Origin of the sequence: Methanoregula sp. PtaB.Bin085 (assembly GCF_002067035.1) — an archaeon.
Taxonomy (GTDB): Archaea; Halobacteriota; Methanomicrobia; order Methanomicrobiales; family Methanospirillaceae; genus Methanoregula.
This window is the reverse complement of record NZ_MVQB01000060.1, coordinates 145663-170385: the sequence shown is the minus strand read 5'-3', so window position 1 is coordinate 170385 and position 24723 is coordinate 145663. Positions and strand designations below refer to the sequence as shown.

The window sequence follows — 24723 nt, the reverse complement described above, 5'->3', positions numbered from 1 at the left end:
CGCACAATGAGTACAAGTACATACCCTTTGTGGTTAGTGTAAAGTTGGTAAGATCTTCATTAAAAGGTTACGATTTTATTTCGGGGAAATCCAGATATTTACAGCCCTTTTTCATATTCGGGCACTGTATTGGAATTATTCACTCATGTGAATTTGTGTTAAGGAAAGTCTGGTTGTGTTGGCACCGGACACACTCATGATCGCGAATAAAAAAAGGGGTGATTTCAATTCTCCGGGTTTTGGGGTTGTGTGGTCCAGTTTTATCCGATTTTTTCATCTGGTTCTTCATCATCCTCCCCGGCAGGTTCTTCCGGTCTCCTTTTTTTCAGATATAGAACTCCTGCAGAAACCGCAATAATACCGAGAATGATTACCAGCAGCGATCCCGGATCTGCGGCAAACCCAATTGTCCTGGGTCCCGCTGCCATCTCCCCTTTCGGGCCTGGAAACGAGGTGCCGGACACCTCCACTCTGATGTCAACCAGTGTCGGTGTAACAACGTACTGGTGTAGGATGGAATTGTTTGCAATATCAATTCCCCGTGCATCGAATTCCGTGCCATTGATGCCCTGACCGCTCTTCCCGGTTACCGCAGGATCCGCGGCATATGCACATGGCAGTACCAGCAGCACCAGAATGAAAACAACTCCGGCATATCCTCTCATGGGGCCCTCATCCTCTCAGGAAAATCTGGCCGAGGACATCAAGGGTTTTGTGGTCGGAGCCGGAAGAGCGATGCCAAAATGCCAGGCTGCCGGATGAGAATCCCGGACCATAAAACCTCACCGGAAGACAAGGTATTGCAGTGTAACGGCAACGATCAGGATCAGGATGCCGGCGAGCGCGATGGGAAGGGTGTAGTACCTCACAACGGTCCTGATATCATCCCCCGTGGTTCGCTGGACGAGCCAGAAGAAGGGATCCGTCACGTACGAAACGATACAGGCTCCGGCGCTGATGAGAAGGATAAGGGGAATCGGGTGGATCGTGCTGATGACAGGGGATTTCGCAAGCACCTCTGCCGCGATCACTGCCGTAACGACCCGGGAACCCTGTGCCGTCTCGATGAGCGCGGCAAGAAAGAATGGCACGAGGATGACCGGGATGACCAGGGTCATCTGGTTCAGCGCGGTGGATGCAAACCCGCTCTGCACAATGACAAAACCGAGCGCTCCGGCCCCGCAGATATCGAAGATGATGAAACCCCCGTGTTTTGCCCCCCGGGACAGACCTGCGGTTCGTGCTGCCGGGGGTGCAAGGGAAATGGCAGTAACGGTTCCGGCCAGCATGATGATATTGATCATGCTGACGTGCGAGAGTTTCAGGAGGAAGAGCGAGACCGGGATTGCAAGGAGTATGACGATGAACGGCGCCCATGCCCTCCAGTGAATCCCCTGCGTTTTATCCGTTATGCAGTCTCCTGTCCCTGACGGCAGAAAAGCGGAAGAATCCCGCCGTGTTGCTGCATAAGGGGAAAAAAACCGGAAATAGAGCAGCACAGCGCCCAGTACTGCAAGCGAGAGCGGAACAGAAACAGCATCGAATGCAAGCGGGCTGATTCCCCGGGAGAACGCCCCAAACAGAGGAATGACAACGGGTGTGGGATATATAAGGGCATAAGAGATAACCCCTCCGACGGCTGCAAGGTACAGGAGCACGGTGCGCCCTGTCCGGTCCTTTCCGATACACTCAATGATCGGGATCAGCATGATATAGGAGGTGACGCAGCAGGTAACGGGAACCGAAAGGAGGTACCCGGAGGACCCGGCAATAACCGGCGGATGGTGTACGACACGCCGGATATCGGATACGATCTCTTCCGTCTGCTTCTGCTCTTCCATGAGTTTGGCAATGATTGCGCCGCAGAGGATGATGATACCAAATGCGGAGAAGACCCTGCCGACCCCTTCCACGATCCCCAGCATGGTCGCATCGGGAGTCATCCCGGCCAGGAGCCCGAAGAGGATCGCCCCGCCGATGAGCGTGAAAAACGGGGTAATCCTGTACCAGAGGCTGAATACCGTTATGAGGACGAGGGTAATGAAGAACGCGACCAGCGGATCCATCGATAAGGATCCTCTGTGCCGGGTGAAAAATATTGTGAAAATCCCCGCCGGATACCAGGTCTGTATTGTTTTCCGGACCTATTTCCCGGGACATATTTATGGCATCGTGCCAAACCTGACTGCAGAAAAACCGGCGGAGACGATCATGATGCGGGCGAAGGACAGCAACACGGGAGCGGTGTCATGCAGGACCCGGTGAAGGACCGCGGCGTCCTTGGTCTCCCGCAGGTGATCGCCCTCTATACCGGCGCAGTCCTCGGCTCGGGCATCCTGATCCTCCCCGGTCTTGCTGCCGAACTCTCCGGCCCGGCATCCCTGGTCGCGTGGGCCATGATGGCGCTTCTTGTCGTGCCGATGGCCCTGACGATGGGGTTCCTCGCGGCCCGGTACCCGGATGCCGGCGGGGTCTCGTCATTCGTGGCCCGGGCATTTAACCCGGAGATCGGATCCCTTGTCGGCTGGTTTTTCCTCCTCTCGACCGTTGTCGCAGCCCCGGTCATCGCGCTCACGGGTGCAGGGTATCTCTGTGCAGCCACCGGTCTTGGAGAAGGAGCGAAGTTCCTTGTCGCAACCGCCATGCTGGCAACGGCGCTCCTCGTCAATTACCTCGGCATGAGAATGACCGGGCAGGTCCAGGTTGCCGTTGTGCTTACGATCATCATCGTCCTCGTCGTGGCCATCATCGGGAGCGTCCCGGCGATCAGCATGGAGAACTTCTTTCCGTTCCTGCCAAACGGGTGGATGAGCGTAGGCCATACAGCTGCGGTGATCTTCTGGTGTTTCCTCGGCTGGGAGGCGATCTCGCATATCTCCGGTGAATTTGCCGATCCACAAAAGGACACGGTCCGCGGCACACTGGTCGCTGCTGCCATCGTCTCGATCCTTTACATACTCTCTGCGATTGTTGTTATCGGGACCATGAGCTATGGCGCTGCGCTCTCGGATACATCCCTTGTCCATATCATCCGGGCTGCGTTTGGCCCGGCCGGTGCGGTTGTTGCAGGCATTGCAGCGCTCTTCATCTGCATAGCGCCGGCGATCGCGTACACGGGCGCGGCATCCCGTCTCACCTGCTCGCTTGCACGGAACGGGTTTGCCCCCCGGCTGCTGGCATGGCGATCGGCAACGTACCATTCTCCTGCCGGGGGCCTCCTGTTCCTCGCGGCTTCGTATGCGGTCATCCTTCTCGTCTCGTACGCGGGGGCGGTCCCGCTTTCGGTTCTCATCCAGGTCCCGAGCGGAACCTTCATTCTCACCTATGTCGGCGGCTGTGCAGCCGGTATCGTCCTCTTGAAAGGCAGCCGGTGGGGCGTTCCCGTCAGCATCGTCTCCCTTCTCCTGACCGGTGCGATATTCCTCTTTGTCGGCTGGGCCGTCCTCTACCCGCTCGCCATAACCGCGATCTGGTGCGTCTTCATGGCTGTAACCGGAAGGTACCGCGGGATTCTTGCTAACGGCCCGTCATGACTTCGGGAAATAATCCGATACCCGTGTCATGTATCGGATCGAATACGAACAGGATATCCGTTTCTGACGCGTTTTACCGGCACCCTCAACGTCAGGGGATCTCTGTATCCCGCACATGATCCCCACCCTCGTTACCGGTGCGAGATCTCCCAGAGGTACAGGGATGCCACGGAACCATATGGTGAGTAGCGTCTCCGGTAGCGTTCGAACCGTGCCCGGTCGAGGGTATCGATCCCGTACAGCTGCATCATACCCCGCCGGATAGCAAAGTCACCCCAGCTCACGACATCCTGCCTTTGCATCGAGAAGATGAGCAGCATCTCTGCCGTCCAGACACCCACCCCGTCCAGCGCCGTTAGACGTGCGATTACTTCGTCATCGGAAAGATCCCAAAGCCCGTCCAGGTCTATCTCGCCGTTCAATACAGCATCTCCAATACTTTTAATATACCCGGCCTTTCTCATCGACATCCCGCATTGTTGTATCTCCTCCCGGGAAACGGCAGAGGTGGTCTGTGGCGTAACGGATCCGAGCAGGTTTTCCAGCCGGCGCCAGACCGTTTCAGCGGCTTTTGCAGAAACCTGCTGGCCTGCCACGCTGGCAACGAGTGCGGTAAAGAGATCCGGTGTTACCTTGCGCTCGATCATCCCGATCTCGTCGATGGCCCGCCCGAGACGCCCGTCTCGTCTGCGGAGATACTCGATCTCGCGGCTTCCATACTGGAAGGTGGCCATAGTAATCTCCAGGAGTGTTGTCGCCCGTGGGATTTTCACGTTTCGTTCCGGTCAGGCAGGTACAGGTATCCGGCATCCTCCGGTATCATTTCCGAACCTTTATCGCCCTGCTGTCAGATGATATTCCATGGAACGTGTCACCGCTGTTGCGCGGGGCCGGGTACAGGGCGTCGGGTACCGGTATTATGTATCGGAGTGCGCGCATGCAACCGGAATCCATGGCTGGGTGAAGAACGAACCCGACGGTACGGTCCGGATCGTAGCCGAAAGCTCCCCTGCGGCCCTCGACGACTTCATCCGCCTTGCCCATGCCCGCAACGATCCCGTCATCCGCGTGGACGAAATAACCGTGGAAAAAGGTCAGGCAACCGGAGAGTTCCACGGGTTCCGGGTCAGCTGGTGATAAAGGATTGTTAAGGTTTTCCAGGTTGCCCTGGTGTGTATGCATTACATGAAAAAGTTGGAGATTATTCTTTTTTTCCTACGGCCTTCATCCGTAGCAATTTCCGTGCAACAGGGACGGCGTCCTCAGCAGATCCTGTGACCGCGTCGGCTCCAATACGCTTCCCGAGATCCGGCAGGATCCTGAACGGGCTGCCCCCGACAATGATCTTTACCTTCGCAGTGTCCGGGGACGCCCTGAGCGACCGGATCAGGTACTCTGCATCGCGGAGCCGGGACGGCATGGTGACCGAGAGTGCGAGTACGTCCGGCTCCTGCTCCCTTACAGCAGCGAGGATGCTTTTTGGCGGTGTATTGGCGCCAAGGAAATAGACATCCCAGCCGTCCATCTCGAAAAAGTCCCCGACCATGCGGATCCCGATGTCGTGAAGTTCCTCCCCGACGCATGCAGCAACAACGCTCTTGTTTTGCCTGGTCCGCCGGGACGCGTCAGCAACGTGTTCATGGAGCCGGTCCATGCTCTGGCGGACAATGGCTGAAATGAAATGTTCCTGTGCGATCGTGGCATCCCCCGCCTGCCAGAGCCGGCCGGTCTCGTACAGCACCGGTATAAAGATGCGCGTGTAGATCTCTGCCACCGGTTTTTTTGCCGCGAGCGCTTTTTTTATGACCGCCCTGCATCCGGGAAGGTCTCCCGAGAGGCCTGCCCTGATGAATGCCCGGGCAGCCGGTGAGAGGGATTCCTGTTTTTTTCCCAGGCCAGCGTTCCGGGCAGCGGACCTGAGGGCTGCCGCCGCGCTTTTCGCATAGGCAGCGGCCTCCTTCCGGTAGTCCCCGGGAAGGTCCCGCGAAATAACCTCCGCAAGACACGATATGAAGGCAGCAGCAAAACCCTGGGGGTAATGCAGCGCCGCGAAGCGTACCTGTGTCCAGCGGGCGGCCTCTTCAAGGAATACGGGGGACCGGATGGCAAGCGACTCCTCAAGCGCCGTGATGGCGGACAGGGATACCTCCCGGACTTCAACGCGCCGCTCCATGCTGAGGAGTTCCCATGCTTTTCTTTCCCTGCGGGCGAGGGTTTCCAGTATGTTCCCGGCAAGGAACTCCCGGTTCAGGCTGACCGGGCGGTAGGATGCGGTTTTTTTTGCAGTCATGTCAGGGACACATCCGTTGATACAGAGAAATCCCGCTCGCGGGTAATGAGGATTATGGTGATGCGTACGCTGAAAGGTACCGCCGCTCCCTGCACTGGTACTTACCGTGTCACAATCGACCGCATCAGCGCCATCACGCCGGGCCTTTTCTTTCTGCCGGCCGCAGGCCTGCCGGAGCCCGTTCCGGATGACGGCTCATCGTACATTTCGCTGTTCAGCCGGTCATTGAGCTCATCGAAAATGCGCTTATAGGCGGTGCAGTGGGGGTCTGTGCCCTCGAGAGATCCGCCGGAGGGGGCGATAGCGTTGTACGGGCATCCGCCCCGGCAGTACCGGATGTGGGAGCAGTCTTTGCAGTGAAGATCCACATACTCCGAGAATGCGGTCATGCGCCTCCCCGGATCAGACTGCATCAGCTGCTCCATCGTCGGCTTGTCCCTGACGTTTGCCATCACCCATTCCGGCATGCCGACGAAACGGTAGCAGGGGTAGATGCTGCCGTCGGGCCCGATCGCGAAGGTGCTGCCCATGCAGTTGACGAAGGTGCAGACGCTCCCCCGGCGGGTGAAGACACACCGGCACAGGTCGTTGATGTTCATGACTTCCACCTTCCCGAGGTTGTCGAGCGCCTTGTCGAGAAGGTACACCAGCAGATCGCCATATTCAGAAGGTTCCAGCGCCCACTCCTTCGGGTTCTCCGAACGGAGCGAGGGCAGGGCCGGATGGAGTTTCAGGACAAAACCCTTCTCCTTGAAAAAATTAAAGATCTCGTCGCGGTGTTTCACGGATTTGTTGGTGAAGGTGCAGATGAACCGGACCTGCAGGCCGGCAGCGGTCGCGATCTCGTATCCCTTCATGCACTTCTCATAGTACCCTTCGCCCCGCTGGGAATCGGTGATCTCCTCCGGCCCATCGATCGAGGAACCCAGGGGAACATGATATTGGGCCAGCACTGCGGCGATCTCCGGCGTCATCCTCCAGAGATTTGTCTGCATGGCAAAATCGGGGGTGAGCTCCTTCAGTTCCCCGGCAAGCAGCGGCAGCGCCTGCCGGTAGAAGTCAGCCCCGGCAAGCAGCGGTTCGCCCCCGTGGAACGTGAACGTGACGCGGTCGGACCGGAAATCCCTGAGCCATGCAACAATGTCGTTCACCGTGTCGATCGTCATGATCGGCGACCCTTCCTCCGAGCTCCAGCAGTACCTGCAGCGCCCGGGACATCCCAGCGTCGGGATGATCATGATGTGGAAGGGATTTTTCATTGCATGTGATGTTGCGCGTGCGAGGGTATGAGGCTTACCAAAAACACTCAGCCTGACGAACTCAGTAAATCCAGCGGAACCAGTCGATTCCAGGGCTCCGTCCGTAGCAGGGAAATTATCCCGTAAGGAAATTTTCCAAAGAAAAGGGTGTATGGTGTTTCCAGGCTCAGTCCGATCCCAGGCCGGGGCTGTCGAGAGCATCCGATGCCGTAGTGTCCGCACTTCCCCTGCCGTAGTGCGACTTCACCGCATCCCGGAGGTTCTTGCGGAACTGTTTCCAGAGGGTCTTGAGTTCCTCGTTGACAGTCTTAAGCTTCTCCCGGTCCTCTGACCCGAGCGCCGACTGGAGGTCTGCACGCTTCCCTTCGATGGTTGTCAGCGTTGCCTGGCATGCCGTCGTGTCGATGGTGTACTTCTGCAGGATCGTCATGACCGCGTTCGCCTGCTGTACATTCATGTCGTAGCGGGCGAGACGGAACTGCATATGGCTGGCCCGGAGATCGTCTTTGAGCCCCGGGTCCACGGTGCTGATCTTTGCGGGTGATCCCGTGGTCGTGAGCGGTGCCGCGGATGCCGGCAGCGCCAGCATACCGATAACGCAGAGCGCCACGAGGGCGCCTGCAACGAGGTTCTTTTGCATGGTGTGGTCACCTGGTTCCTGATGCGTTGTTCCGCATCCTGATCCATCGTTTTCTCCGGTGGGTTATGTATTCGTAAAATGCGGGCATTCCCGCGTGTAAACGCCCCCGGCTCAGCGTTGAACCTGCAGGTTATGCTTCCCGGAAGGGCAGCCCCCGGAATCCCCGGTCGTTTTTATACCCGGCAGGACAAAACTTCCCTGAGATACCCTGTGCGCTGCAGGGCAGGCCCGAGTGATCAGCATGGAAGAACAGAAGACCATCGCTATTGCAACGGATCCCGTCTTCCTCGAGGAGTTGTCCGAGTATCTCGAGGTGTTGTCCAACCCCCAGCGGCTCCGGATCCTCAAGTTCATCGAGCGGGAGCCCCGGGAGACCGCGGCAATCGCAGAGTTCACCGGCATGACCTACCAGAACGCGAAGAAGCACCTTGACCGGCTGGTCAGCACCGGGCTCGTCACGCGGGGAGCCGGGTTCGGGCGGGAGACGGAGCGGGGCGTTGCCCCGGTCTGGAAGTACACGCTTGCACCGGGTGCGCTCGAGAACCTTGCTGCCACCCTCGGCGTCTTCTCAAGCATCGCATCGCCGATGGGGTACAACGATATCCGCGACCGCATCCGTGCCGTCCGGGCGGAACTACCGGCAACGGAGGGACAGGCGGGCCCCGTCCTCTTCCTGATAGGTGGCCCTGCAGATGGCCGGACCTTTATCCTGGACGCTGATCGGGTTGCGCTCGGCAGGGAGGACCCGGACCACCCGCCAGCCGGCTCCCGCGGGATGGTCGTCCTGCCGGACAGTTATCGTGCCGTGACGCGGGTGACCCGGCCACACGCTTTCCTGGTTGAGACGGCCGGTGGCTGGCAGATCGAGGACAATGCAAGCACCGGGGGCACCTTCCTGAACTCCCGGCGGCTCGACCCCATGAAGGGCATCCCCGTGCACAGCGGGGATGTCATCGATCTCTCGCTCGGGGCGAACAGCGCCCGGCTCCTCTTCATCGCGGACGAGTGACAGGTATGGGAAGCAGAACGCACGTACGGACATCTTCCGGCAGGGTATACCCCGGGTCCTGCCGGATAACCGCGGTCTTCCTCCTGCTGCTGTTCTCCGTCCTGCTTCTCATTCCCGCTGTCTTCGCCGGGCCGTCGGCTGATCCCCGGAAACAGCCTGATCCGGCCTCAATACGCACTCCGACACTGGTTCCCTCACCCGCAGTCACCCAGCCCCCGACAGCTGAGCCCGCCCGTGGAAACCGTACATCGCTCGCCCAGCAGCTCCGGGCGATCGACCGTCCGAAAGTGACCCTCCCGTCTGCCCTGTTCCTTCTCATTCTCGCAGTTGCGGGGATTGGGCTCCTTGCAATCCTGTATTTCCTTTTCCGCCGGTGGAAAGGGATTCCGGCCGGGAAAAACCAGCAGCCGGCGACCTTGCCGGGCAACCCGACCCTGGTCGGGGACACGTCGCCCCCGGTTCCGGAGGGGTCCCTGCTGCCGACCGGGCCGGCAGTCCTGTTCCCGCCATCGCTCGCAAAACGCTTTGCGCATGCCGAGTTCGTTGGCGAAGGGGGACTTGCCCGGGTCTTCCGGGCAACGAACACGAAGACCGGCATGACGGTCGCCGTCAAGGTACCGGTCCGGTACGATGAGGCGACCGGCACCCACTTCACCCGGGACATCGTCAACTGGCAGGGGCTTGAGCACAAAAACATCATCCGCATCTGGTCTGCGAATATCCTGCCCGTGCCGTACATCGAGATGGAATACGCCCCCTCGTCCCTCTCGTCCCTCGCCATGCCGGTGCCCGAAGAACGGGCTGTCGGGCTCGTGCTCGGGATTGCCCGGGGGATCGCATATGCCCATGACCGGGGGATCGTCCACCGCGACATCAAGCCGGAGAACATTCTCCTCTCGGAAGACGGCACTCCCAAGATCACGGACTGGGGCCTTGCAAAAGCCCTTGACGATCCCCGCCAGTCCAGCATGATCGGGTTCTCGCCTTCGTATGCAGCGCCCGAGCAGCTGGCCCCCCACCGCTTCGGCCGTCCCGGGCCTGCCACCGACATCTACCAGCTCGGCATGCTCATGTGCGAGCTCCTGACCGGCACAACGGCGTTTTGGCGGGAAGGGATGCTGGATCTCACGATAGCGATTACCGAGGATGAACCGGTCGTCCCCCGGTGGGGCGGCCGGCATGACGACGATCTGCGATCGATCATTCTCCGGTGCCTGGAAAAACGACCGGAGGACCGGTACTCCTCGGTTGACGATCTGATCCGGGATCTCGAACATGTACAAGCCAAAGGCTGGTGAAGGCAACCGGAAGGTACACCCGGTGAACGTGGCCAGGCTTCCGGAAAAAAGGAGGGTCGGATTCAGGAGATAAAGCCGGGGATTGAGATGAGCTCGCCCGTAACCACAAACAGGAATACCGCAAGGACCATGGGAGAGCTCAGGAAAATGATGGTAAGGCCGGTGGTCACCAGGGCAAACGACCTCGCAATCCCGCTCCGCATGTGATAGGCGCCAAGTCCGATCAGCCCGAATCCCAATCCCCCGACAATGGCGGGAACGATGGTCGCCGGGTTCAGGAACAGGTTGATATGGTACAGGAGCGAGTTGAACAGGGGGTACATCAGGGAATAGAGGAGCAGGGGGGTGAAGAACCCGGCCAGGATCGAGCTGTAGCGGAATCCCTCGATCAGGATGAAGACCGGTATCAGGATGGCAAATACGATGGCAGCACCCATTATGACCCGGAAGAGGGGCATCGACTGATCAAGCCCTCCTGCGATCAAAAAGAGGAACCACGCAACCAGGAGCGACTGGAGGAAGATCACCGCAATCACGACGATCTCAAGTTTTCCGAACGACATTTTCCACGTGATATCTTCCGGTGTTGGCAGTTCGTAATTCAGATTTGCTGTAGTCATAACTTCTTCAGCCCGTCAGAGTTCACATACAGATGAGTGTATGTCCCGTAAGATGGGTAATCTGTGATACTCCTATTTAATTCTCATCATTTAATTGACTAAAAAGCGATTTCGAGGTCAATCAGGCCGTTCCAAACCATACGTATGTTTAAATACTATTATTATTTTTACGGAATCACCCGTGTCCGGATGGACAGAAACCTTCCTGCCCGATCGTTCCGGCAGACCGGGTAACCATTAATATATCCGGGCAAGACTGTTTATCTATCATGGCCACAAAAGAAGTATTCCACGGTGTACCGGGTATCCTGCGTCCGTTCAAGGAATTCATTGCATCAAAGAATATCAGGAAGGGAGATCAGGTAGTGTATTACGGTATGCCGGGCACATGCGCCCCGTTTGTCGAGCTGCTTGCATTTGCGCTCCGGACGCTTGAGCCTGAGCAGATTTTTGTTCCGTACCTTGACGAGACCCGGGCAAAAAAGATCGGTTATATCGATGATGTCGGCATGCAGGCCCGCGTGTCCCCCATATCCCTGAAACCCAAAGCAGTTGTTATCATGGGGGGGCTCTCAATGCCGGATGCTCCTGTCAAAGCAGAGCAGGTGAAGGCTCTTATCGGGAAGTATCCCGGTGCGGCGGTCATCGGTGTCTGTTTCATGCATATGTTCGAGAAGGCCGGATGGCTTGGAACCATCTCTTTCGACTGCCTGATCGATGCGAATATCGACCCGGTTGAAGTGACGAGGAAATAGTTTTTTTTCTTCACGATTTCCTGCCAGGTGGCCTCCCTCTCTTCCGTGTACCGTGAGGAGGCGCTCTTGATCCTTCCAGTGCAGGGATACGATCTGCCCAGTCCTGGATACGGTGCAGGACTGCATCGTTCCTGTATGAGGAGATCGTAAGTTTCCCGCGGGATAGGTCCAGGAAGAACAGACCGGTGCCGGGTCGTTGCATTGCAGGGTGACGGAAAAAAGGTCGGATGCGGGATCATGGCGTACTTTGCCCCCGTGGGCGGCGACATTTGCCATATTGGAGATGACGGCGGCGATACCGTACTGGTACCCTTCAGCTGATGTATACATGTCCAGCCCGTTGCCGACCTGTTTTCCATCTGCATCTTCGTACACGAATTTTGCAGTATACTTCTCACGCACCTTCTCCACCGGGGGATGGTTCCTGCCCTTTTTCATGTATGAGGTGCAGTCAAAGGGATTCTTCAGAACGATCTCCCGGACTATTTCTTCGAATTTCCCGATGTCCGAAAATGGATGTTTCAGGTACCGGAATGCACTCTTTTTACCGGGTTTCTCGATGAAACGTGCCATGGTATGTCTCGTGTTCTGTCAGGAACCGTTTTCCCGGAGCAGCCAGCGCTCTTAATGTTTGTCCATTCCATTCCTGTACTGGTATGGTGGCGGGAATAGTCCGGCTCCTATGATTAGCAACAACGGGTGCTGACAAGAAAAACCTGGTGGTCGGTTTGACGACGGCAATGGGGGGTCGGATTTATTTTTTTTCTGCTGTCAAAACCCAAAGCCCGGAACCTGCCGGTATGTTCCGACGTTCCGGCAGGCCCTGTCCCTGCAGCTGACCGGTAATTTTCCGGAAATGGTGTGAAAAATAAATTCGACCCCCCCATGAACACTTTCCTTTGGGGTGTTGCTGTTCATACATTAAGGCGTGTTTTTCCGACGTAAGAGAGATGTACAGGAGCATATCGGCAGGGTGCGATACCTGTGGGGGGTCGAATTTATTTTTGTAGGATCCGACCCGCGATATCTGGTCAAATTGTGGCCAGGTATGGATCTTGCAAGCGGGAGACTTGCTGATCTTCGAGCCCTCGCGCATGTCAAAGAACGCTCCCGCGGTCTTCTCCAGCATCGGGGTCTGATAACCTTCGGAAAAAAAGATGAAGATTGGATTTACTTTGCGGGGATGATCAGCGAGCGCTCGCCGGCGGGCATGAACTCGCGGATTGCACCCTTCGCAAACTCGCGGCGGACTTCGGAGAAGTCGAACTTGAGCGAGGGGTCTGCGAACGTGATCTTGATGAGCGGGTTGAGGGTCCACGCGTCGCCGCGGGCAATGTGTGCCGAGGCTGCGATACCTGCGTAGCCGCCCTGGTGACCGACGTTCATTGCATAGTTCGGGTAGTTCGGGCCACGGAGTTCGCCAACACAACCCTCGTCGGGCCGGATGGACATACAGTTTGCGGAACCGCACTGGTCCTGCAGGTCGTAGCCGAAGAATCCGAGACGTGACCAGCCTTCCTTGTGCATCAGCATGGACATGTACCATGCGTTGAGACCGGCGTTGGAGTTCGCGGTAGCGAGCGAGGTGGTGACACCGGACGCTGCTGCAAGGACGGTTGCACGCTGGGAGCCGCCGAAGTGGGACTCGAGCGTGGTCGGGAACTCCTCGTACTGCTCCATACCGTAGAGGGTGACCTCCGAGGCGATGTCGTTGACAATCTCCTGGGTGGGCTTGGTCTTTGCAAGGCCGCCGTATTTCTTCTTGACGTAGTCGACACCGTAGGTGGTGAAGTCGTCAAGGATGTTGTCGGTGTATGCAGCGGTTGCATACTGGGTGAACCCGACACCGCCGGACATGTAGCTGCCGAGCCAGATCTGGTCGAACAGCATGCAGCCGCCCGCGACCACTTCAAGGGATGCCCTGACGGGGTCGTTGGGGTACTTGCGGTCGGACTGGATCATATCGGAGAACAGACCGAACTTGATGCCACCGGGCTCGTTCGGGCCGCGTGCACGGCGTGCGGGGAGAATCTCACCCATCTGGATAACGCCGGCGTGCTTTGCGGCGAATGCGAGGTCGGCGACTGCTGCCTCACCGGCGCACATCTTGTACGCACCGATGAAGGACATACCGATCTGCATTGCGGACCACCGGGAGGTCGTACCTCCGTCGCAGGTCCTGGATACTGTGGTGGGGATGTGCACTGCCTGCCACATCGACTTGCCGACGGCTGCCTTCAGCTGGGCTGCCTGCTTGGCCGGGAAGAGCTTGTCGACGTTCAGGACGAACTGGGGCTCGAGGTCGTCAGTCATTTCCTCGTCGCCCGTGAAGACCTTGACGTAACAGTCGTCCACGAGTGACGGGTGGGTCTCGACCATGTGTTCCTGCACGACGGCTGCACCGGGCATTGCGTGGTTCAGCACGTGGAGGTACTCGTTGATGGTCTCGGGGGTGACTTCCTTGCCCAGCCTCTTCTGGAGGGTGCCGTGGGCGAGGTCGAGGCCGACGATGATGGTCCTGCGGATATCGTCCCACATCTGCTGCATGGCAGCGTTGTTGACGAAGTGGCAGTCATCACCCTCGACGAAGACGCCGGTGGTGCTGATCTCGTAGGTCATCAGCTGGCGCTGGCCGAGCGGGATACCGCCGCAGTGGCAGCGTGCCGGGTCGTACATCGCGATGCCGCGGTCCATCTCGGCCTTCTTACCGGCCTTGACGAACTCCATCTTGCGCGGGGACTGGGAAAGGCCTTCGCGCTTGAATACGGTTGACTGTGCCTGGGGGTCCTCGGCAAACTTCTCCTTCATTGCCTTCAGGAAGAGCTTCTGGGTCCTCTCGATCTTTGCTGCTTTTGCCATGATTACGCCTCCTTGGGCATGAAGCCGTACTTGACACGGAGCGAGTGGATGCGCTGGATGTACTCAACGTACTCGGGGTCGTCCCGGAAGCCGATACCGGAGACAGAGTGGTACATGGTGGTGTTTGCCTTGAGCCACTTTGCATCCATGGGCTTGCCGATCTTGACCTCGGAGTCCAGCGGGACACCGACCTGGTCCTTGACGATCTTGACAACGCCTGACTTCTTGTCGAGGACAGCGCGCTGGAGCATGTCGAACATCATTCCGTTCTCATCGAGACGGAGGGAGTGTCCGTGGACAGTGCATCCGCGGATGCCGGTGAGTGCTGCATCGAAGAGCTCGGTTCCGACGAGTTCCTTTGCATATTTCTCGAGGTCGCGCTCACGGCACTCGACGATCTGACGGCCGGACAGGGTACCCGGGTCAATGCCGCGGAAGCGGTATGCCTCGAGGTAGGACCTCTGGTAGGGCTGGCAGGGTGCATTGTACATCGAGTCGGAGAACTGGATGTAGCGGACGCGGTCGCCGGCCTTTGCGCCATCGGTCGGGGTCACGAGCTTGCGGATCGGGCATGCGGGCTCCTGCTGCTCGGAGAGCGGCGGGTGGCAGCTTGGGTATGCCGAGCCGGGTGCACGGTGTCCCATACAGAGGACGAGGTCCTTGTCGGAGACATCCCGAAGCTTCGCAAGCTTGTGGTCCGGGTTCATCTGCTTGCGCCGATTCTCGGCGACAGAGGTCTGTCCGGGACCATACTGGGGTTTGTATGCCATTATTTTATCACTCCAATGATTCCTTCTTTTTCACGATTCTCATTACCGATGAAATGACTTCAGCCATCTTCTCTCGCGTGGGGGTCTGACCCCTTGTCACGCCGCTGACAATGGCCATAACCGTACCTTTCGTACGGATCCTGTCCGCGGGCGGCATAACGAAGGGCGTCCTGACGCCTTCCTTTGCGAGGTCCTCGTAATCGATCGGGCACTGGGAAACAACGATCGCCTTCACGTCGCAGGCCTGGAGAATAAACCTGACCTTCTGAACAACATGGGAACGTACGTTCCCGTGGTGAAGGATGGCAACCTTGTGTTTCTCTATCTGTGCGATCTCTTTGTCGGTGATACCCATTGCAGCGCCAAGGACGCCACCGGCCAATTTCGGTGCATCCGGGGGCACGCCGCTCCCCGCATACAGCACCAGCGTGCTGATGCTGTACTCGACGCCCTGCTGTCGCAGCCCTGAGGTGATATCGCATACCGGTTTCGTCACGTGTCGGCGGCCGGGAGACATCCCGACCACGATGACGTCCGGGTACCGGCATTCGGAGATGGTGCCCCGCTGGGCAATCCCGCCTCCTTTTCCCATGCCCATCGCCTCGCGGCAGTCAACAACCTGGGTTACTCGACCAATCGGCATTATTTGGTTCCCTGAATGATTACGGGTCTGGACTTGCTGTTGGGATCAGCAAGGCCTATCATATCCTTGTCCGCGTTCGGGCCGTATTTGCAGTAATCCACAAGTGACGGTTCGGTCTTCATGAACCTTCCTTCCTTGATCCGGAAGGAGAAATCCTTGAACACCGGTTCGATTGCGGCCCTGAGTGCAGGGATGACGTCACAGTTCTCGAGCTCGAGCAGGACCGTGCCTACATGAACCTGGAGTTCCATCTCCTGGTCGCCGACCTTGATCGTCTTCCTCATCGGGTGAGGGTTGGCAGATCCTTTGGCGGGACCGAAGGGAACAGTCGCGGGAAGGCGGGGTCCGTTGAGGACCATCCGCCGTACACCGGGAACTGATATGATCTGGTTCAGCAGGCGCTCGGTTGTCTCGGGGTTCATGAACCGCTCGGAATCGATCCTGCACTGGGGGAACGTGGCTTCTGTCATTTTATCAAAGGGGCTTATACAGCCTTTGCGATCGTCTGCATCGGCCTCTTGAACGCGTCAATCTGGCCGAAGGTGTCCTGGTAGACCTTCGAGGTTGCCTCGGGGCCGAACATCTGGGTGCCTGCATCGAGAGCGCATGCGGCTGCGATACAGGGCATACCGACACCGGCTGCGTGGCGGGTAACGACGTGGTTACCGTTGAATCCACCGGGGCCGCCGCCACCGTAGATCGAGTGGCTGAAGAACGAGAACCCGACTGCAACACCCATTGCACGGCCGAAGTCAGAGCCGGGGAGGCCCGTTTCGTGCTCGAGCAGGTCGTTGAAGTAGAGCAGGGTTGCGGAGACTGCCTGGGCGAACCGTCCTGCACCACAGTTGACCATGGTTGCAGCGAGGGTGCCTGCGGATGCGTAGGCGTTCCAGAGCATGGGGTCCTTGGTCTCGTAGAAGATGTAGCCGCTCTTGCCCTTCTTGCCTGCCTTGATGACCTTGTCCTCAATGGCACGCTCGACAAGGCTCTGGACAACAGTACCGATGGTACCGGTCTTGCCGTTCTTCTTGACGAGGTCGTAGACCATGTTGTTTGCGTTCAGTCCCTGGTATGCGTAGAGCAGGAGCTGGGCGCGCTCGAACGGGCCGATTGCCATGCCCATCTCGAATTCGCCGGCCTGTTCAAAGGTCGACATCAGGGCTGCTGCCTGGATTGCATTCCGGTGGGTCATCATGACCGCGTGGTTTGCCGGGATGTTGCGGAGTGCGTAGCCGAGGCCTTCGTTGTTCTGGGGGATGGACATAATGGAGACGATGTTGCCGCCTGCCATGTCCATGGTTACCGGGTAGGAACCCCAGATAGCGGACTTGACGTATGCACCGTCGAACATTCCAACCTTGTACTGGTCGATGACCGCGTAGGTGGTTGCTGCTGCAACCGCGGTGGACGCCGCATCGTAGGTTGCCGCGGCGTCGAGACGGGCGCTCGGGACCTCAACAAGGAGCAGCTTGCCGCCGCCGACCTTGGTGATCTTGGTGTTGTCGCCATCGGTGACCTGGACCATGTCCTTGATCCTGGCTGCGAGTGCATCTGCATCCTTGACACAGCTGCAGCTCATGCTGCGGCCGAGGATCTGGTTGTTCTTGCCACCCATCTTACCGGTCTTGAGTGCGTCCTCGATACCGGCGAGGTTGACTGCAACGGTCCTCTTGGTGAGGTCGATGATGCCTGCGGTTCCCTTGTTGACCAGCGGGCTGACCTTGTCGATGGTAACATTGCTCTTTAAGAGCTTACCCTCATCGTCGTAAAGGTCTACTGCATCTTTGTATTTTGCCATTTGAATTCCTCCAAATTGTCGTTTAACCGCTATACAGTACTGTCAGTGAGCGAGAGTATACCCTAGCGGGGATACTGGTAATGAATGAAAGTCGCTATTGCACGTCCCCTAGGAAGGGACATTGAATAATTCCAGATTTCGCCATATAAGTATTCCGATTTTATCCCGGAAAATCATTTTATTAATCACAGGCGATAATTCAAAAAAAAGAAGGAATGTTCAAATACTACATATTTGTCACGTTTCATTGTTTTACGCAGTATTACGAAAACTAAAATTATTATTACGAAATCGAATTCCATGGTATGAATCCTTCGATTTTCCGGTGCGCTCTGTATAAAAAGGGAGGGGTTGCTGTGCATTCCCGGAATCAGGAACAATCCGGGCATACGGCACCCCCGGAACCGGTTTGCAGTGCATCGTCTGGTGCGATAGGCGTGTCCGGTTTTTACATTATGCGACGGGAGAGTTATCTCCCCCGCCACAGCCTGGTTATTTCTTGAGTTCGGTGATGGGGCTGGGCCCGAGTTCGCGGATCGTCTTGACAACGTCCGTAACAACAGCGCCCCACTTTGCGCCTTCGGATGCCGAGACAAAGGTCATCCGGAAGCGGCGGTCGTCAAGGCCGATGCTCTTCATCAGGCGCTTGACCATGAACATCCTCTTGGCTGCCTTGTAGTTGCCTTCAAGGTAGTGGCAGTCACCGAAGTGACAACCGGAGACGAGCACGCCATCCGCCCCGTCGGCAAACGCCTTCAGGACGAAGAGCGAGTCGATACGGCCCGTGCACATGACGCGCACGATCCGGATGTCCGGGGGGTACTGGATACGGCCACCACCGGCAAGGTCGGCACCGGCATAGGAACACCAGTTGCAGACGATGCCCTGGATCTTGGGCTGCCAGATGCCGGGGCCTCTTTCGGGGATCGGGAAGTTTCCGGGTGCAGACATTTACTGCTCACCTCCGAGCAGGAAGGCATCGATCTGAGCAACGATCTGGGGCGTTGCAAAGTGATTCATCCAGATTGCGCCACCGGGGCAGAATCCGCCGCAGGTACCGCAGCCCTTGCACTTGGCCTCGGTGACCTGCATCACGGTCCGGCCATCTTTCTCTACGAGCGACAGAGCGCTGTAGGGGCAGAGGTTGACACACATGCCGCAGCCTGCACACTTCTCCTCGATACAGGAGGCAAAGTAGGGCTCGAGCTCGACTTCTCCCATGTGGATCGGGATGGATGCCGCGGATGCCGCACCTTCTGCGGATGCTACCGTGTCGGGGATATCCTTGGGCCCCTGGCAGACACCGGCAAGGAAGACACCGGCCGTGGTGGTTCCGCACGGGTTCAGCTTCGGGTGGGCTTCGAGCAGCCAGCCGTCCATGGAACAGGAGACACCGAAGAGCTTGCGGGTCCGGTTCGTGTCTTCTTTGGGCTGGATTGCTGCCGCGAGAACAACCATGTCGACTTCCATGTCAACAGGGCGGTTCAGGAGTGTATCGTCGGTCATGACATGGAGGTTCTTGGTCTTGGGATCCTCGAGGATATTGGCCACGCGGCCGCGGATGAATTTCGCACCCTCGTCCTGGATGCGGTAATAGAACTCCTCGTACATCTTGCCGAAGGAACGGATATCCATATAGAAGATGTAGGGAACGCATCCCGGGATCTTTTCAATGATCTGGTGGGCGTGCTTGAGCGAGTACATGCAGCAGAACCGGCTGCAGTAGGGCTTGCCGGTGCCGGTGTTGTCACGGGAGCCTGCACAGAGCACGAATGCGACCCTCTTCGGGGTCTGGCCATCGCTCGGGCGGACCAGGTGGCCGCCGGTCGGGCCGGATGCGCAGATAAGCCGCTCGAACTCGAGGCTCGTGATAACGTTCTCGAACCGCTTGTATCCCCACTCCTCTTTCTTCTCGATGGGGAAGATGTCGTAGCCGGTCGCGAGGATAGCCGTCCCGACCTTGACCTTGACGAACTCGTCCTTCATCTCGAGGTCGATTGCCCGCTTCTCGGGACCGCAGGCGGTCACGCAGAGGCCGCACTTGACGCAGGAGTTGAAGTCGATGGTGTAGATCAGGGGCACGACCTGCGGGTGGTTGATGTAGATGGCCTTCCGCGGTTTCATGCCGATCTCGAACTCGTTGGGCTTGACGACCGGGCAGACTGCCTCGCAGTCACCGCAGCCGTTGCAGCCGCCGCCGACGATGCCCTTCGCTTCCGCTTCCTTGGGCGTCATGACACCGCGGGCCTTCTTCCGGATGGTGACGTCGAAGTTTCCGATGTACCCTTCGACTTCGTGGACCTCGGACCAGGTCATGAGCTCGATCTTGTCGCTCCGGCCGACATCCACCATCTTCGGGGTCAGGATACACTGCGAGCAGTCGAGCGTCGGGAAGGTCTTGTCGAGCTGGGACATGCGCCCGCCGATACTCATGTCGGACTCGATGAGGTAGGTCTTGATCCCTGCTGCCGCAAGGTCAAGGGCTGCCTGCATGCCGGCGACACCGGCACCGACGACCATGGCTGCCTTCTCGACCGGCACGCTCTTGGGGAAGAGGTCCTGGAGGAGCGCTGCTTTGGCAACGGCAATCCTTACTGCGTCCTTTGCCTTGTCGGTCGAGCCTTCGCGGTCGTGCATGTGCACCCACGAGTTCTGCTCGCGGATGTTGGCCATCTCGAACCGGAACGGGTTCAGGCCGGACTCCTTGGTTGCGGTCCTGAACGTCGGCTCGTGGAGACGGGGCGAGCATGCAGCAACAACGACACCGGTCAGCTTGTTCTCCTTGACTGCCTTGTTGATGACACTCTGCCCGGGCATCGAGCACATGTACTTGTAGTTATCAACATAGGCAACGTTCGGGAGCGTCTTTGCATATGCCTGGACAGCTTCGATGTCCATCGAACCGGCGATGTTGGTACCGCAGTGGCAGATGAACACGCCGATGCGTGCGTCACCCTGCTTGGTAGTGCTGCCGACGGTTGCCTTCGCCGGGGCAGCTGCGCTTGCGGCTGCTGCCTTGGGCTTTGCGGCAGGTGCTGCTGCCTGCTTCTTGACTTCCTGTTTCACGGGAGCTACCTTCTTGGTGTCCTCTTTCTTGGACTCGGTTTTCTTGGTGGTTGCTTTCTTCTTTTCTGCCATTTTTACCACCTCACAGCACCTTCTGCAGGAATGGTTCGCAGCTGATACCGTGGAGGTCCAGCCCGAGTTCCTGCGGGCTCATTCCCTGTGCAAGGCCGAGGAGTTCGGCGAAGTGAAGTACCGGTATGCTGTGCCTGGCGCCGAGTTTCTCCTGGATCTCGATCTGGCCGCGGTCGAACTGGAGCTGGCAGAACGGACAGATATCGGTGAGGGCGTCCACCTTGACTTCCTCAAGGTTGTACAGCTTCTCGTTGGTGATGTCCAGCGCGTGGACGATATCGTACCCGCGGACACCGCCGCCGGCACCGCAGCACTGCATCTTGTTGCGGTACTCGACCGGGGTTGCGCCGAGGGCGGCGACAAGCTCTTCCATCCAGGTCGGGCATTCGGTGTTGAGCATGACTTCCTTCTCGAACTCGCGGTCCTTGTGGGGCTTGACCAGGTGGCAGCCGTAGTGGACGGCGATGCGGGCACCGGTCAGGGGATTCGTCACGCTGTCGCGGACTTTCTCAACGCCGATGAACTTGTCGTTGTACAGGAGTTCCGCGGTGTGGTACACGTTGATGGTCCCCTTGTACTCCATGTCGATCTCCTTGAGGACTTCGTTCACGTCATCGCGGAGGTCCTTGTTGTGCTTGAGCTTGTGGTTGACCTCCCAGATCGACTTGTAGCAGCCATTGCAGACAAGGGCGATGTCCATCTTCATCTGCTCGGCGAGCACGAGGTTCCGTGCGGCCATGGCGTAGAAGACCTTGAGGTCGATCGAGCCGAATGCACCGGGTGCGGGGCAGCAGCTGGCACCCTTGAGGGGGACGAGCTCCACGCCCAGTTTCTTCATGGCCTTGATGGAGGCCGATTCGACACCGGGGTACCGGTTGGGGGCGATGCATCCGAGGTAGAATGCGAATTTGTGGTTTGCGCCTGCTTCTGACATGGCTTATCCCTCCCTCTCCTTGACGATCCTGTCCGCGTTGGCCTTGAGCTTGTAGTGGTCGAGGATCTTCTGGATACCCTTGATGTATTCGGGGTACATGTGGGTGGTCGGCGGGTCGCGGGTCAGGCCGAGCTTCTCGCGGGCCGCCCTGTTGACGTCGTTGTTGGGAACGCCGTGGCCGGAGGAGTAGATTGCCTGCACGGTCTTGAGGAAGTTGACCGGGACGATATCCCTCTTGAAAGCGAGGTTCCTCATTGCCATGATGACATCCGTGGGGATGATGTCCCGCGGGCAGCGGTCCGAGCAGCTGTAACAGGTGGTGCACAGCCACAGGTCGGGGTCGGTGAGCGCCTCGTTCTCGAGGCCAAGGACCGCCCGCCGCATGAAGTGGCGGATACGGTAGGAGCTGCGGGGTGCCGAGGGGCAGGAGCCGGTGCAGGTACCGCACTGGTAGCACATGTGGGGGATGGTGCGGGAGATTGCCTTGACGTTCTTGGTGAAGTCCGGATTGGAGTCTTCACGGTAATATCGCTGGTCGCGGAGTTTCTTCTCCAGCGCTTCCGGGTAACCTTTCGTTCGTGCCATGATGATCATGCCTTCCCCATGACTTTGATGCTGACCTGGCCGGGCACTTCTTCCTTGACCTTTGAGGTTCTCTTGGTGAAGAGCTTGGCCTTGATCTTCTTGAACAGGTCAGTCTCGGTTCCTTTCATCCGGACACCGGTACGCTGCATGACGATGATGTCCTCGCCGGGGCAGGCGTTGACACAGGCGCCGCACAGGACACAGTAGTCCTTGTTGACCGCGATGGTCGGCTCTCTGCCATCACGCTTCATCTCCGCTGCGGCTTTGGGAGTCGGCAGGTAGATCGCGTTGGCCGGGCAGATGTCCGCGCAGGTCGAGCAGCCGCCGGGGCATTTCTCGGCGTGGAACTCGATGTCGCCCTCGAAGATCTTATCGACAGTGATCGCCTCGGTCGGGCAGTTGACCGCACACCACCGGCAGGTGCAGCAGTTGTCCTGGATGATGCTGACCTTGCCGTCAACCTTGTCGGAGATGATCTCGCGCTCGACGGTGATGCATTCCTCGGGACATGCCTCAACACACACCTTGCAGGCATCGCACTTGGTCTCGTCCCAGATGACGTCACCCTCAACTTTACCGGTCTCCGCCGTGAATTTCTTGTGCTTCACGGTAATGGCCGGGCAGAGCGCACCACACAGGCCGCACAGGGAACACTTCTCCTTGTCTACGGTAAAAGTCGTCTTCTTCTTCATCGCGGCTGCTTTTGGCTTGGCGCCGGCAACCGGTCCCTTGTACGTACCTTCGTACGCCGGGACATTGCGGTCGATGGCATCACGCGGGCAGACCTCTTCGCAGATCGTGCACTTCACGCATTTCTCATCATCGATCTCCGCCTTCATATCGTACTGCGGGAACCCTTCCTTCTCGATGATCGGGAGCCGCTCCTGTCCGTCAACCTTCAGGGTCAGTGCATTGAACGGGCACATGATGACACAGACACCACAGTATGAACACTTGGTCTCGTCGACATCGATGGGGGCTGCATAGTTGATTGCACCCCTCCGCGATGCACCGACAAGCCCGAGGACGATTGCCTCCTCGGGACAAGCGTCGACACAGATGCCGCATCCCGTGCAGGTCTCTGCATTGAGTATAAGGTTGTTGACGTTCTGGAGGAGTCTCTGCTCCATCACAACGTTAACACCGTCTTTCTTTTTTGAAAACTTGGGAAACAATGCCATGAATTAACCCTCACGTTGTTTCTTATTGCACTCCTGCCCTTTCCTTGAACACGGATTTACACCGGGTAAACAACACGGTTCATATAAGGACATGCAACCACACAATTATTACAGCCAGTACAATGTTCCTTGATAATTTGCACTGCAAATGCCATTTTTCACGCACCAGCTATAGATCGATTCTGAAAATCGACTAACAAAACGTGGTAAAAGAATGTAGATAAATGTTCTGAAATTGAACGAGAATTTCTGAGCTTTTATCCGATTTTCTTTTCCTCTTGTTTAAATACTTCCCGGAAAAGTAAATCGTTAAAATCGCTATGTTAATGATATCTTGTGTACTTTTCCATCCATTTCTTCCCGTTTTTTTCTGCGCTCTTGTATTCTTATCGTTCCGGTCAGAAACAGCCAAATCAAATTAGAAAATTTATTCAGTCACCATCATGGTACCTTTGTAGTACCGGAGGTTATTGTATGGAAATCAATGGCGTTACAATTGACAATACGTATGCAGAGGCATTCCCGACATGGGTTTGCCGGATTATCATAACTGCGGTCACTACTGAATGGGCGAGGAAAGCAGCAACTGAGGCAACCGGCTTTGCCACATCGGCAATCGGCTGCCCGTGCGAGGCAGGAATCGAGGGAGATGTTCCGGCTGGAGAAACTCCTGACGGGCGCCCTGGTGTTGCCATCCTGATCTGTGCCGGTAAGAAGAAACTGAAGGAGCAGGTTGTCGAGCGCCTCGCCGAGTGCGTTCTTACGGCACCAACCACCGCGGTCTTCAACGGCATTACCAATGCCGAAGAAAAGATACCGGTGAAACTCCACTTCTTTGGCGACGGATACGAGTACCAGAAAGAAGTCGGCGGCCGCAAGTGCTGGGTCATCCCGATCATGAACGGGGAGTATGTCGGTGAGGAAGAGTTCGGCATCGTCAAGGGTGTTGCCGGCGGCAACTTCTTTGTTATGGGTGAGAACCAGATGGCAGCCCTCATGGGTGCACAGGCTGCATCCGATGCGATTGCCAGGGTAAAGGGTGTCATCACGAGCTTCCCCGGAGGTATTGTAGCAAGCGGTTCAAAGGTAGGCAGCAACAAGTACAAATTCATGGTTGCTTCCACCAATGAAAAATACTGCCCGACCCTCCGCGAGAAAGTCCCCGACAGCAAGATCCCTGCCGGAATTAAGGCAGTGTACGAGATTGTGATCGATGGGGTTGATGAAAAGTCGGTTGCCGAGGCAATGTCCGCTGGTATCAGGGCTGCAGTCATGGTACCCGGTGTCAGGTTTATCTCGGCCGGGAACTTTGGCGGTACGCTCGGTCCCTATAAAATCGATCTGCACAAAGTCCTCTGACCTTTTTTTTTCATTTTCCGGTTCACATCGATCTTTTTAAATACGGTTATTG

At 57.6% G+C, this 24723-nt stretch carries 25 protein-coding genes; 6 read left to right on the top strand and 19 right to left on the bottom strand.

Annotated elements, in window-relative coordinates; genetic code table 11:
* Window positions 1-260: 260 nt before the first annotated feature.
* Window positions 261-428: a hypothetical protein gene (locus A4E33_RS13295; protein WP_292348810.1), complete on the bottom strand. Its 168-nt coding sequence runs from the start codon at window positions 426-428 to the stop codon at window positions 261-263.
* Window positions 429-782: 354 nt separating this feature from the next.
* Window positions 783-2066 (bottom strand): GntP family permease, encoded by a 1284-nt coding sequence (locus tag A4E33_RS13290; RefSeq protein WP_292348808.1) that lies wholly within the window; start codon window positions 2064-2066, stop codon window positions 783-785.
* Window positions 2067-2249: 183 nt separating this feature from the next.
* Between A4E33_RS13290 and A4E33_RS13285 the strand changes: the two genes are divergently transcribed.
* Window positions 2250-3533 (top strand): APC family permease, encoded by a 1284-nt coding sequence (locus A4E33_RS13285; protein ID WP_292348807.1) that lies wholly within the window; start codon window positions 2250-2252, stop codon window positions 3531-3533.
* 131 nt (window positions 3534-3664) lie between these two features.
* Here A4E33_RS13285 and A4E33_RS13280 read toward each other — a convergent pair whose 3' ends face one another.
* Window positions 3665-4306: a DNA-3-methyladenine glycosylase gene (locus A4E33_RS13280; protein ID WP_292348805.1), complete on the bottom strand. Its 642-nt coding sequence runs from the start codon at window positions 4304-4306 to the stop codon at window positions 3665-3667.
* 88 nt (window positions 4307-4394) lie between these two features.
* Here A4E33_RS13280 and A4E33_RS13275 point away from each other — a divergent pair, with 88 nt between their 5' ends.
* Window positions 4395-4670: an acylphosphatase gene (locus tag A4E33_RS13275; RefSeq protein WP_292348803.1), complete on the top strand. Its 276-nt coding sequence runs from the start codon at window positions 4395-4397 to the stop codon at window positions 4668-4670.
* A gap of 64 nt (window positions 4671-4734) precedes the next feature.
* Here A4E33_RS13275 and A4E33_RS13270 read toward each other — a convergent pair whose 3' ends face one another.
* From A4E33_RS13270 to A4E33_RS13260, 3 genes are all read right to left on the bottom strand, one after another.
* Window positions 4735-5823, bottom strand: a complete 1089-nt coding sequence (locus A4E33_RS13270) for a B12-binding domain-containing protein (RefSeq protein WP_292348802.1) — start codon at window positions 5821-5823, stop codon at window positions 4735-4737.
* Between the two features lie 101 nt (window positions 5824-5924).
* On the bottom strand, window positions 5925-7082 hold the full coding sequence (locus tag A4E33_RS13265) for a TIGR04083 family peptide-modifying radical SAM enzyme (RefSeq protein WP_292348800.1): 1158 nt from the start codon (window positions 7080-7082) through the stop codon (window positions 5925-5927).
* A 166-nt stretch (window positions 7083-7248) separates the two neighbouring features.
* A complete protein-coding gene (locus tag A4E33_RS13260) occupies window positions 7249-7722 on the bottom strand; it encodes a hypothetical protein (protein WP_292348799.1) in 474 nt (157 codons plus the stop codon).
* A gap of 241 nt (window positions 7723-7963) precedes the next feature.
* On the opposite strand from A4E33_RS13260, the gene A4E33_RS13255 reads away from it, so the two are divergent.
* Together A4E33_RS13255 and A4E33_RS13250 are read left to right on the top strand one after the other, a co-directional pair.
* Window positions 7964-8731 (top strand): helix-turn-helix domain-containing protein, encoded by a 768-nt coding sequence (locus A4E33_RS13255; RefSeq protein WP_292348797.1) that lies wholly within the window; start codon window positions 7964-7966, stop codon window positions 8729-8731.
* Window positions 8732-8736: 5 nt separating this feature from the next.
* On the top strand, window positions 8737-10029 hold the full coding sequence (locus A4E33_RS13250; protein WP_292348795.1) for a serine/threonine-protein kinase: 1293 nt from the start codon (window positions 8737-8739) through the stop codon (window positions 10027-10029).
* 62 nt (window positions 10030-10091) lie between these two features.
* Here the strand turns inward: A4E33_RS13250 and A4E33_RS13245 are convergent, their stop codons facing one another.
* A complete protein-coding gene (locus A4E33_RS13245) occupies window positions 10092-10649 on the bottom strand; it encodes a hypothetical protein (protein WP_292348793.1) in 558 nt (185 codons plus the stop codon).
* Window positions 10650-10918: 269 nt separating this feature from the next.
* On the opposite strand from A4E33_RS13245, the gene A4E33_RS13240 reads away from it, so the two are divergent.
* A complete protein-coding gene (locus A4E33_RS13240; protein ID WP_292348791.1) occupies window positions 10919-11404 on the top strand; it encodes a DUF2124 domain-containing protein in 486 nt (161 codons plus the stop codon).
* Between the two features lie 754 nt (window positions 11405-12158).
* Here A4E33_RS13240 and A4E33_RS13235 read toward each other — a convergent pair.
* From A4E33_RS13235 to A4E33_RS13180, 12 genes are all read right to left on the bottom strand, one after another.
* Entirely contained in the window at window positions 12159-12533 is a 375-nt protein-coding gene (locus A4E33_RS13235; RefSeq protein ID WP_292348789.1) for a hypothetical protein, read from the bottom strand.
* A gap of 41 nt (window positions 12534-12574) precedes the next feature.
* A complete protein-coding gene (gene mcrA, locus A4E33_RS13230) occupies window positions 12575-14263 on the bottom strand; it encodes a coenzyme-B sulfoethylthiotransferase subunit alpha (protein ID WP_292348787.1) in 1689 nt (562 codons plus the stop codon).
* Window positions 14264-14265: 2 nt separating this feature from the next.
* On the bottom strand, window positions 14266-15033 hold the full coding sequence (mcrG, locus tag A4E33_RS13225) for a coenzyme-B sulfoethylthiotransferase subunit gamma (protein ID WP_292348785.1): 768 nt from the start codon (window positions 15031-15033) through the stop codon (window positions 14266-14268).
* A gap of 7 nt (window positions 15034-15040) precedes the next feature.
* Window positions 15041-15676 carry a methyl-coenzyme M reductase I operon protein C gene (mcrC, locus tag A4E33_RS13220; RefSeq protein WP_292348783.1) on the bottom strand — a complete coding sequence of 212 codons (636 nt, stop codon included), beginning with the start codon at window positions 15674-15676 and terminating at the stop codon, window positions 15041-15043.
* Window positions 15676-16146 (bottom strand): methyl-coenzyme M reductase operon protein D, encoded by a 471-nt coding sequence (gene mcrD, locus A4E33_RS13215; protein WP_292348781.1) that lies wholly within the window; start codon window positions 16144-16146, stop codon window positions 15676-15678. Before mcrD ends, mcrC begins: the two co-directional genes overlap by 1 nt.
* 14 nt (window positions 16147-16160) lie before the next feature.
* Entirely contained in the window at window positions 16161-17474 is a 1314-nt protein-coding gene (gene mcrB / locus A4E33_RS13210) for a coenzyme-B sulfoethylthiotransferase subunit beta (protein WP_292348779.1), read from the bottom strand.
* 492 nt (window positions 17475-17966) lie between these two features.
* Window positions 17967-18425: a hydrogenase iron-sulfur subunit gene (locus A4E33_RS13205; RefSeq protein ID WP_292348777.1), complete on the bottom strand. Its 459-nt coding sequence runs from the start codon at window positions 18423-18425 to the stop codon at window positions 17967-17969.
* A complete protein-coding gene (locus A4E33_RS13200) occupies window positions 18426-20612 on the bottom strand; it encodes a CoB--CoM heterodisulfide reductase iron-sulfur subunit A family protein (RefSeq protein WP_292348775.1) in 2187 nt (728 codons plus the stop codon). It abuts the gene before it with no gap.
* A gap of 10 nt (window positions 20613-20622) precedes the next feature.
* Window positions 20623-21546 (bottom strand): CoB--CoM heterodisulfide reductase subunit B, encoded by a 924-nt coding sequence (hdrB, locus tag A4E33_RS13195; protein WP_292348773.1) that lies wholly within the window; start codon window positions 21544-21546, stop codon window positions 20623-20625.
* 3 nt (window positions 21547-21549) lie between these two features.
* Window positions 21550-22131 carry a CoB--CoM heterodisulfide reductase subunit C gene (gene hdrC, locus A4E33_RS13190; RefSeq protein ID WP_292348772.1) on the bottom strand — a complete coding sequence of 194 codons (582 nt, stop codon included), beginning with the start codon at window positions 22129-22131 and terminating at the stop codon, window positions 21550-21552.
* Window positions 22132-22136: 5 nt separating this feature from the next.
* Window positions 22137-23312 (bottom strand): 4Fe-4S binding protein, encoded by a 1176-nt coding sequence (locus A4E33_RS13185; RefSeq protein WP_292348770.1) that lies wholly within the window; start codon window positions 23310-23312, stop codon window positions 22137-22139.
* Between the two features lie 56 nt (window positions 23313-23368).
* A complete protein-coding gene (locus tag A4E33_RS13180) occupies window positions 23369-23467 on the bottom strand; it encodes a 4Fe-4S binding protein (protein WP_292348768.1) in 99 nt (32 codons plus the stop codon).
* Window positions 23468-23786: 319 nt separating this feature from the next.
* Between A4E33_RS13180 and fhcD the strand changes: the two genes are divergently transcribed.
* Window positions 23787-24671, top strand: coding sequence for a formylmethanofuran--tetrahydromethanopterin N-formyltransferase (gene fhcD, locus A4E33_RS13175; RefSeq protein WP_292348766.1), 885 nt, complete (start codon window positions 23787-23789; stop codon window positions 24669-24671).
* Window positions 24672-24723: the final 52 nt, after the last annotated feature.

Bases quoted from the DNA above. Each gene is read 5' to 3' on its own strand.
- hdrC (WP_292348772.1), bottom strand. From the start codon at position 22,131: ATGGCACGAACGAAAGGTTACCCGGAAGCGCTGGAGAAGAAACTCCGC.
- mcrA (WP_292348787.1), bottom strand. From the start codon at position 14,263: ATGGCAAAAGCAGCAAAGATCGAGAGGACCCAGAAGCTCTTCCTGAAG.
- mcrG (WP_292348785.1), bottom strand. From the start codon at position 15,033: ATGGCATACAAACCCCAGTATGGTCCCGGACAGACCTCTGTCGCCGAG.
- A4E33_RS13240 (WP_292348791.1), top strand. From the start codon at position 10,919: ATGGCCACAAAAGAAGTATTCCACGGTGTACCGGGTATCCTGCGTCCG.
- A4E33_RS13260 (WP_292348799.1), bottom strand. From the start codon at position 7,722: ATGCAAAAGAACCTCGTTGCAGGCGCCCTCGTGGCGCTCTGCGTTATC.
- mcrC (WP_292348783.1), bottom strand. From the start codon at position 15,676: ATGCCGATTGGTCGAGTAACCCAGGTTGTTGACTGCCGCGAGGCGATG.
- A4E33_RS13285 (WP_292348807.1), top strand. From the start codon at position 2,250: ATGCAGGACCCGGTGAAGGACCGCGGCGTCCTTGGTCTCCCGCAGGTG.
- A4E33_RS13275 (WP_292348803.1), top strand. From the start codon at position 4,395: ATGGAACGTGTCACCGCTGTTGCGCGGGGCCGGGTACAGGGCGTCGGG.
- A4E33_RS13255 (WP_292348797.1), top strand. From the start codon at position 7,964: ATGGAAGAACAGAAGACCATCGCTATTGCAACGGATCCCGTCTTCCTC.
- mcrD (WP_292348781.1), bottom strand. From the start codon at position 16,146: ATGACAGAAGCCACGTTCCCCCAGTGCAGGATCGATTCCGAGCGGTTC.
- hdrB (WP_292348773.1), bottom strand. From the start codon at position 21,546: ATGTCAGAAGCAGGCGCAAACCACAAATTCGCATTCTACCTCGGATGC.
- A4E33_RS13265 (WP_292348800.1), bottom strand. From the start codon at position 7,082: ATGAAAAATCCCTTCCACATCATGATCATCCCGACGCTGGGATGTCCC.
- A4E33_RS13205 (WP_292348777.1), bottom strand. From the start codon at position 18,425: ATGTCTGCACCCGGAAACTTCCCGATCCCCGAAAGAGGCCCCGGCATC.
- A4E33_RS13295 (WP_292348810.1), bottom strand. From the start codon at position 428: ATGGCAGCGGGACCCAGGACAATTGGGTTTGCCGCAGATCCGGGATCG.
- fhcD (WP_292348766.1), top strand. From the start codon at position 23,787: ATGGAAATCAATGGCGTTACAATTGACAATACGTATGCAGAGGCATTC.
- A4E33_RS13180 (WP_292348768.1), bottom strand. From the start codon at position 23,467: ATGGCATTTGCAGTGCAAATTATCAAGGAACATTGTACTGGCTGTAAT.
- A4E33_RS13235 (WP_292348789.1), bottom strand. From the start codon at position 12,533: ATGCTGGAGAAGACCGCGGGAGCGTTCTTTGACATGCGCGAGGGCTCG.
- A4E33_RS13245 (WP_292348793.1), bottom strand. From the start codon at position 10,649: ATGACTACAGCAAATCTGAATTACGAACTGCCAACACCGGAAGATATC.
- mcrB (WP_292348779.1), bottom strand. From the start codon at position 17,474: ATGGCAAAATACAAAGATGCAGTAGACCTTTACGACGATGAGGGTAAG.
- A4E33_RS13250 (WP_292348795.1), top strand. From the start codon at position 8,737: ATGGGAAGCAGAACGCACGTACGGACATCTTCCGGCAGGGTATACCCC.
- A4E33_RS13270 (WP_292348802.1), bottom strand. From the start codon at position 5,823: ATGACTGCAAAAAAAACCGCATCCTACCGCCCGGTCAGCCTGAACCGG.
- A4E33_RS13200 (WP_292348775.1), bottom strand. From the start codon at position 20,612: ATGGCAGAAAAGAAGAAAGCAACCACCAAGAAAACCGAGTCCAAGAAA.
- A4E33_RS13290 (WP_292348808.1), bottom strand. From the start codon at position 2,066: ATGGATCCGCTGGTCGCGTTCTTCATTACCCTCGTCCTCATAACGGTA.
- A4E33_RS13185 (WP_292348770.1), bottom strand. From the start codon at position 23,312: ATGGCATTGTTTCCCAAGTTTTCAAAAAAGAAAGACGGTGTTAACGTT.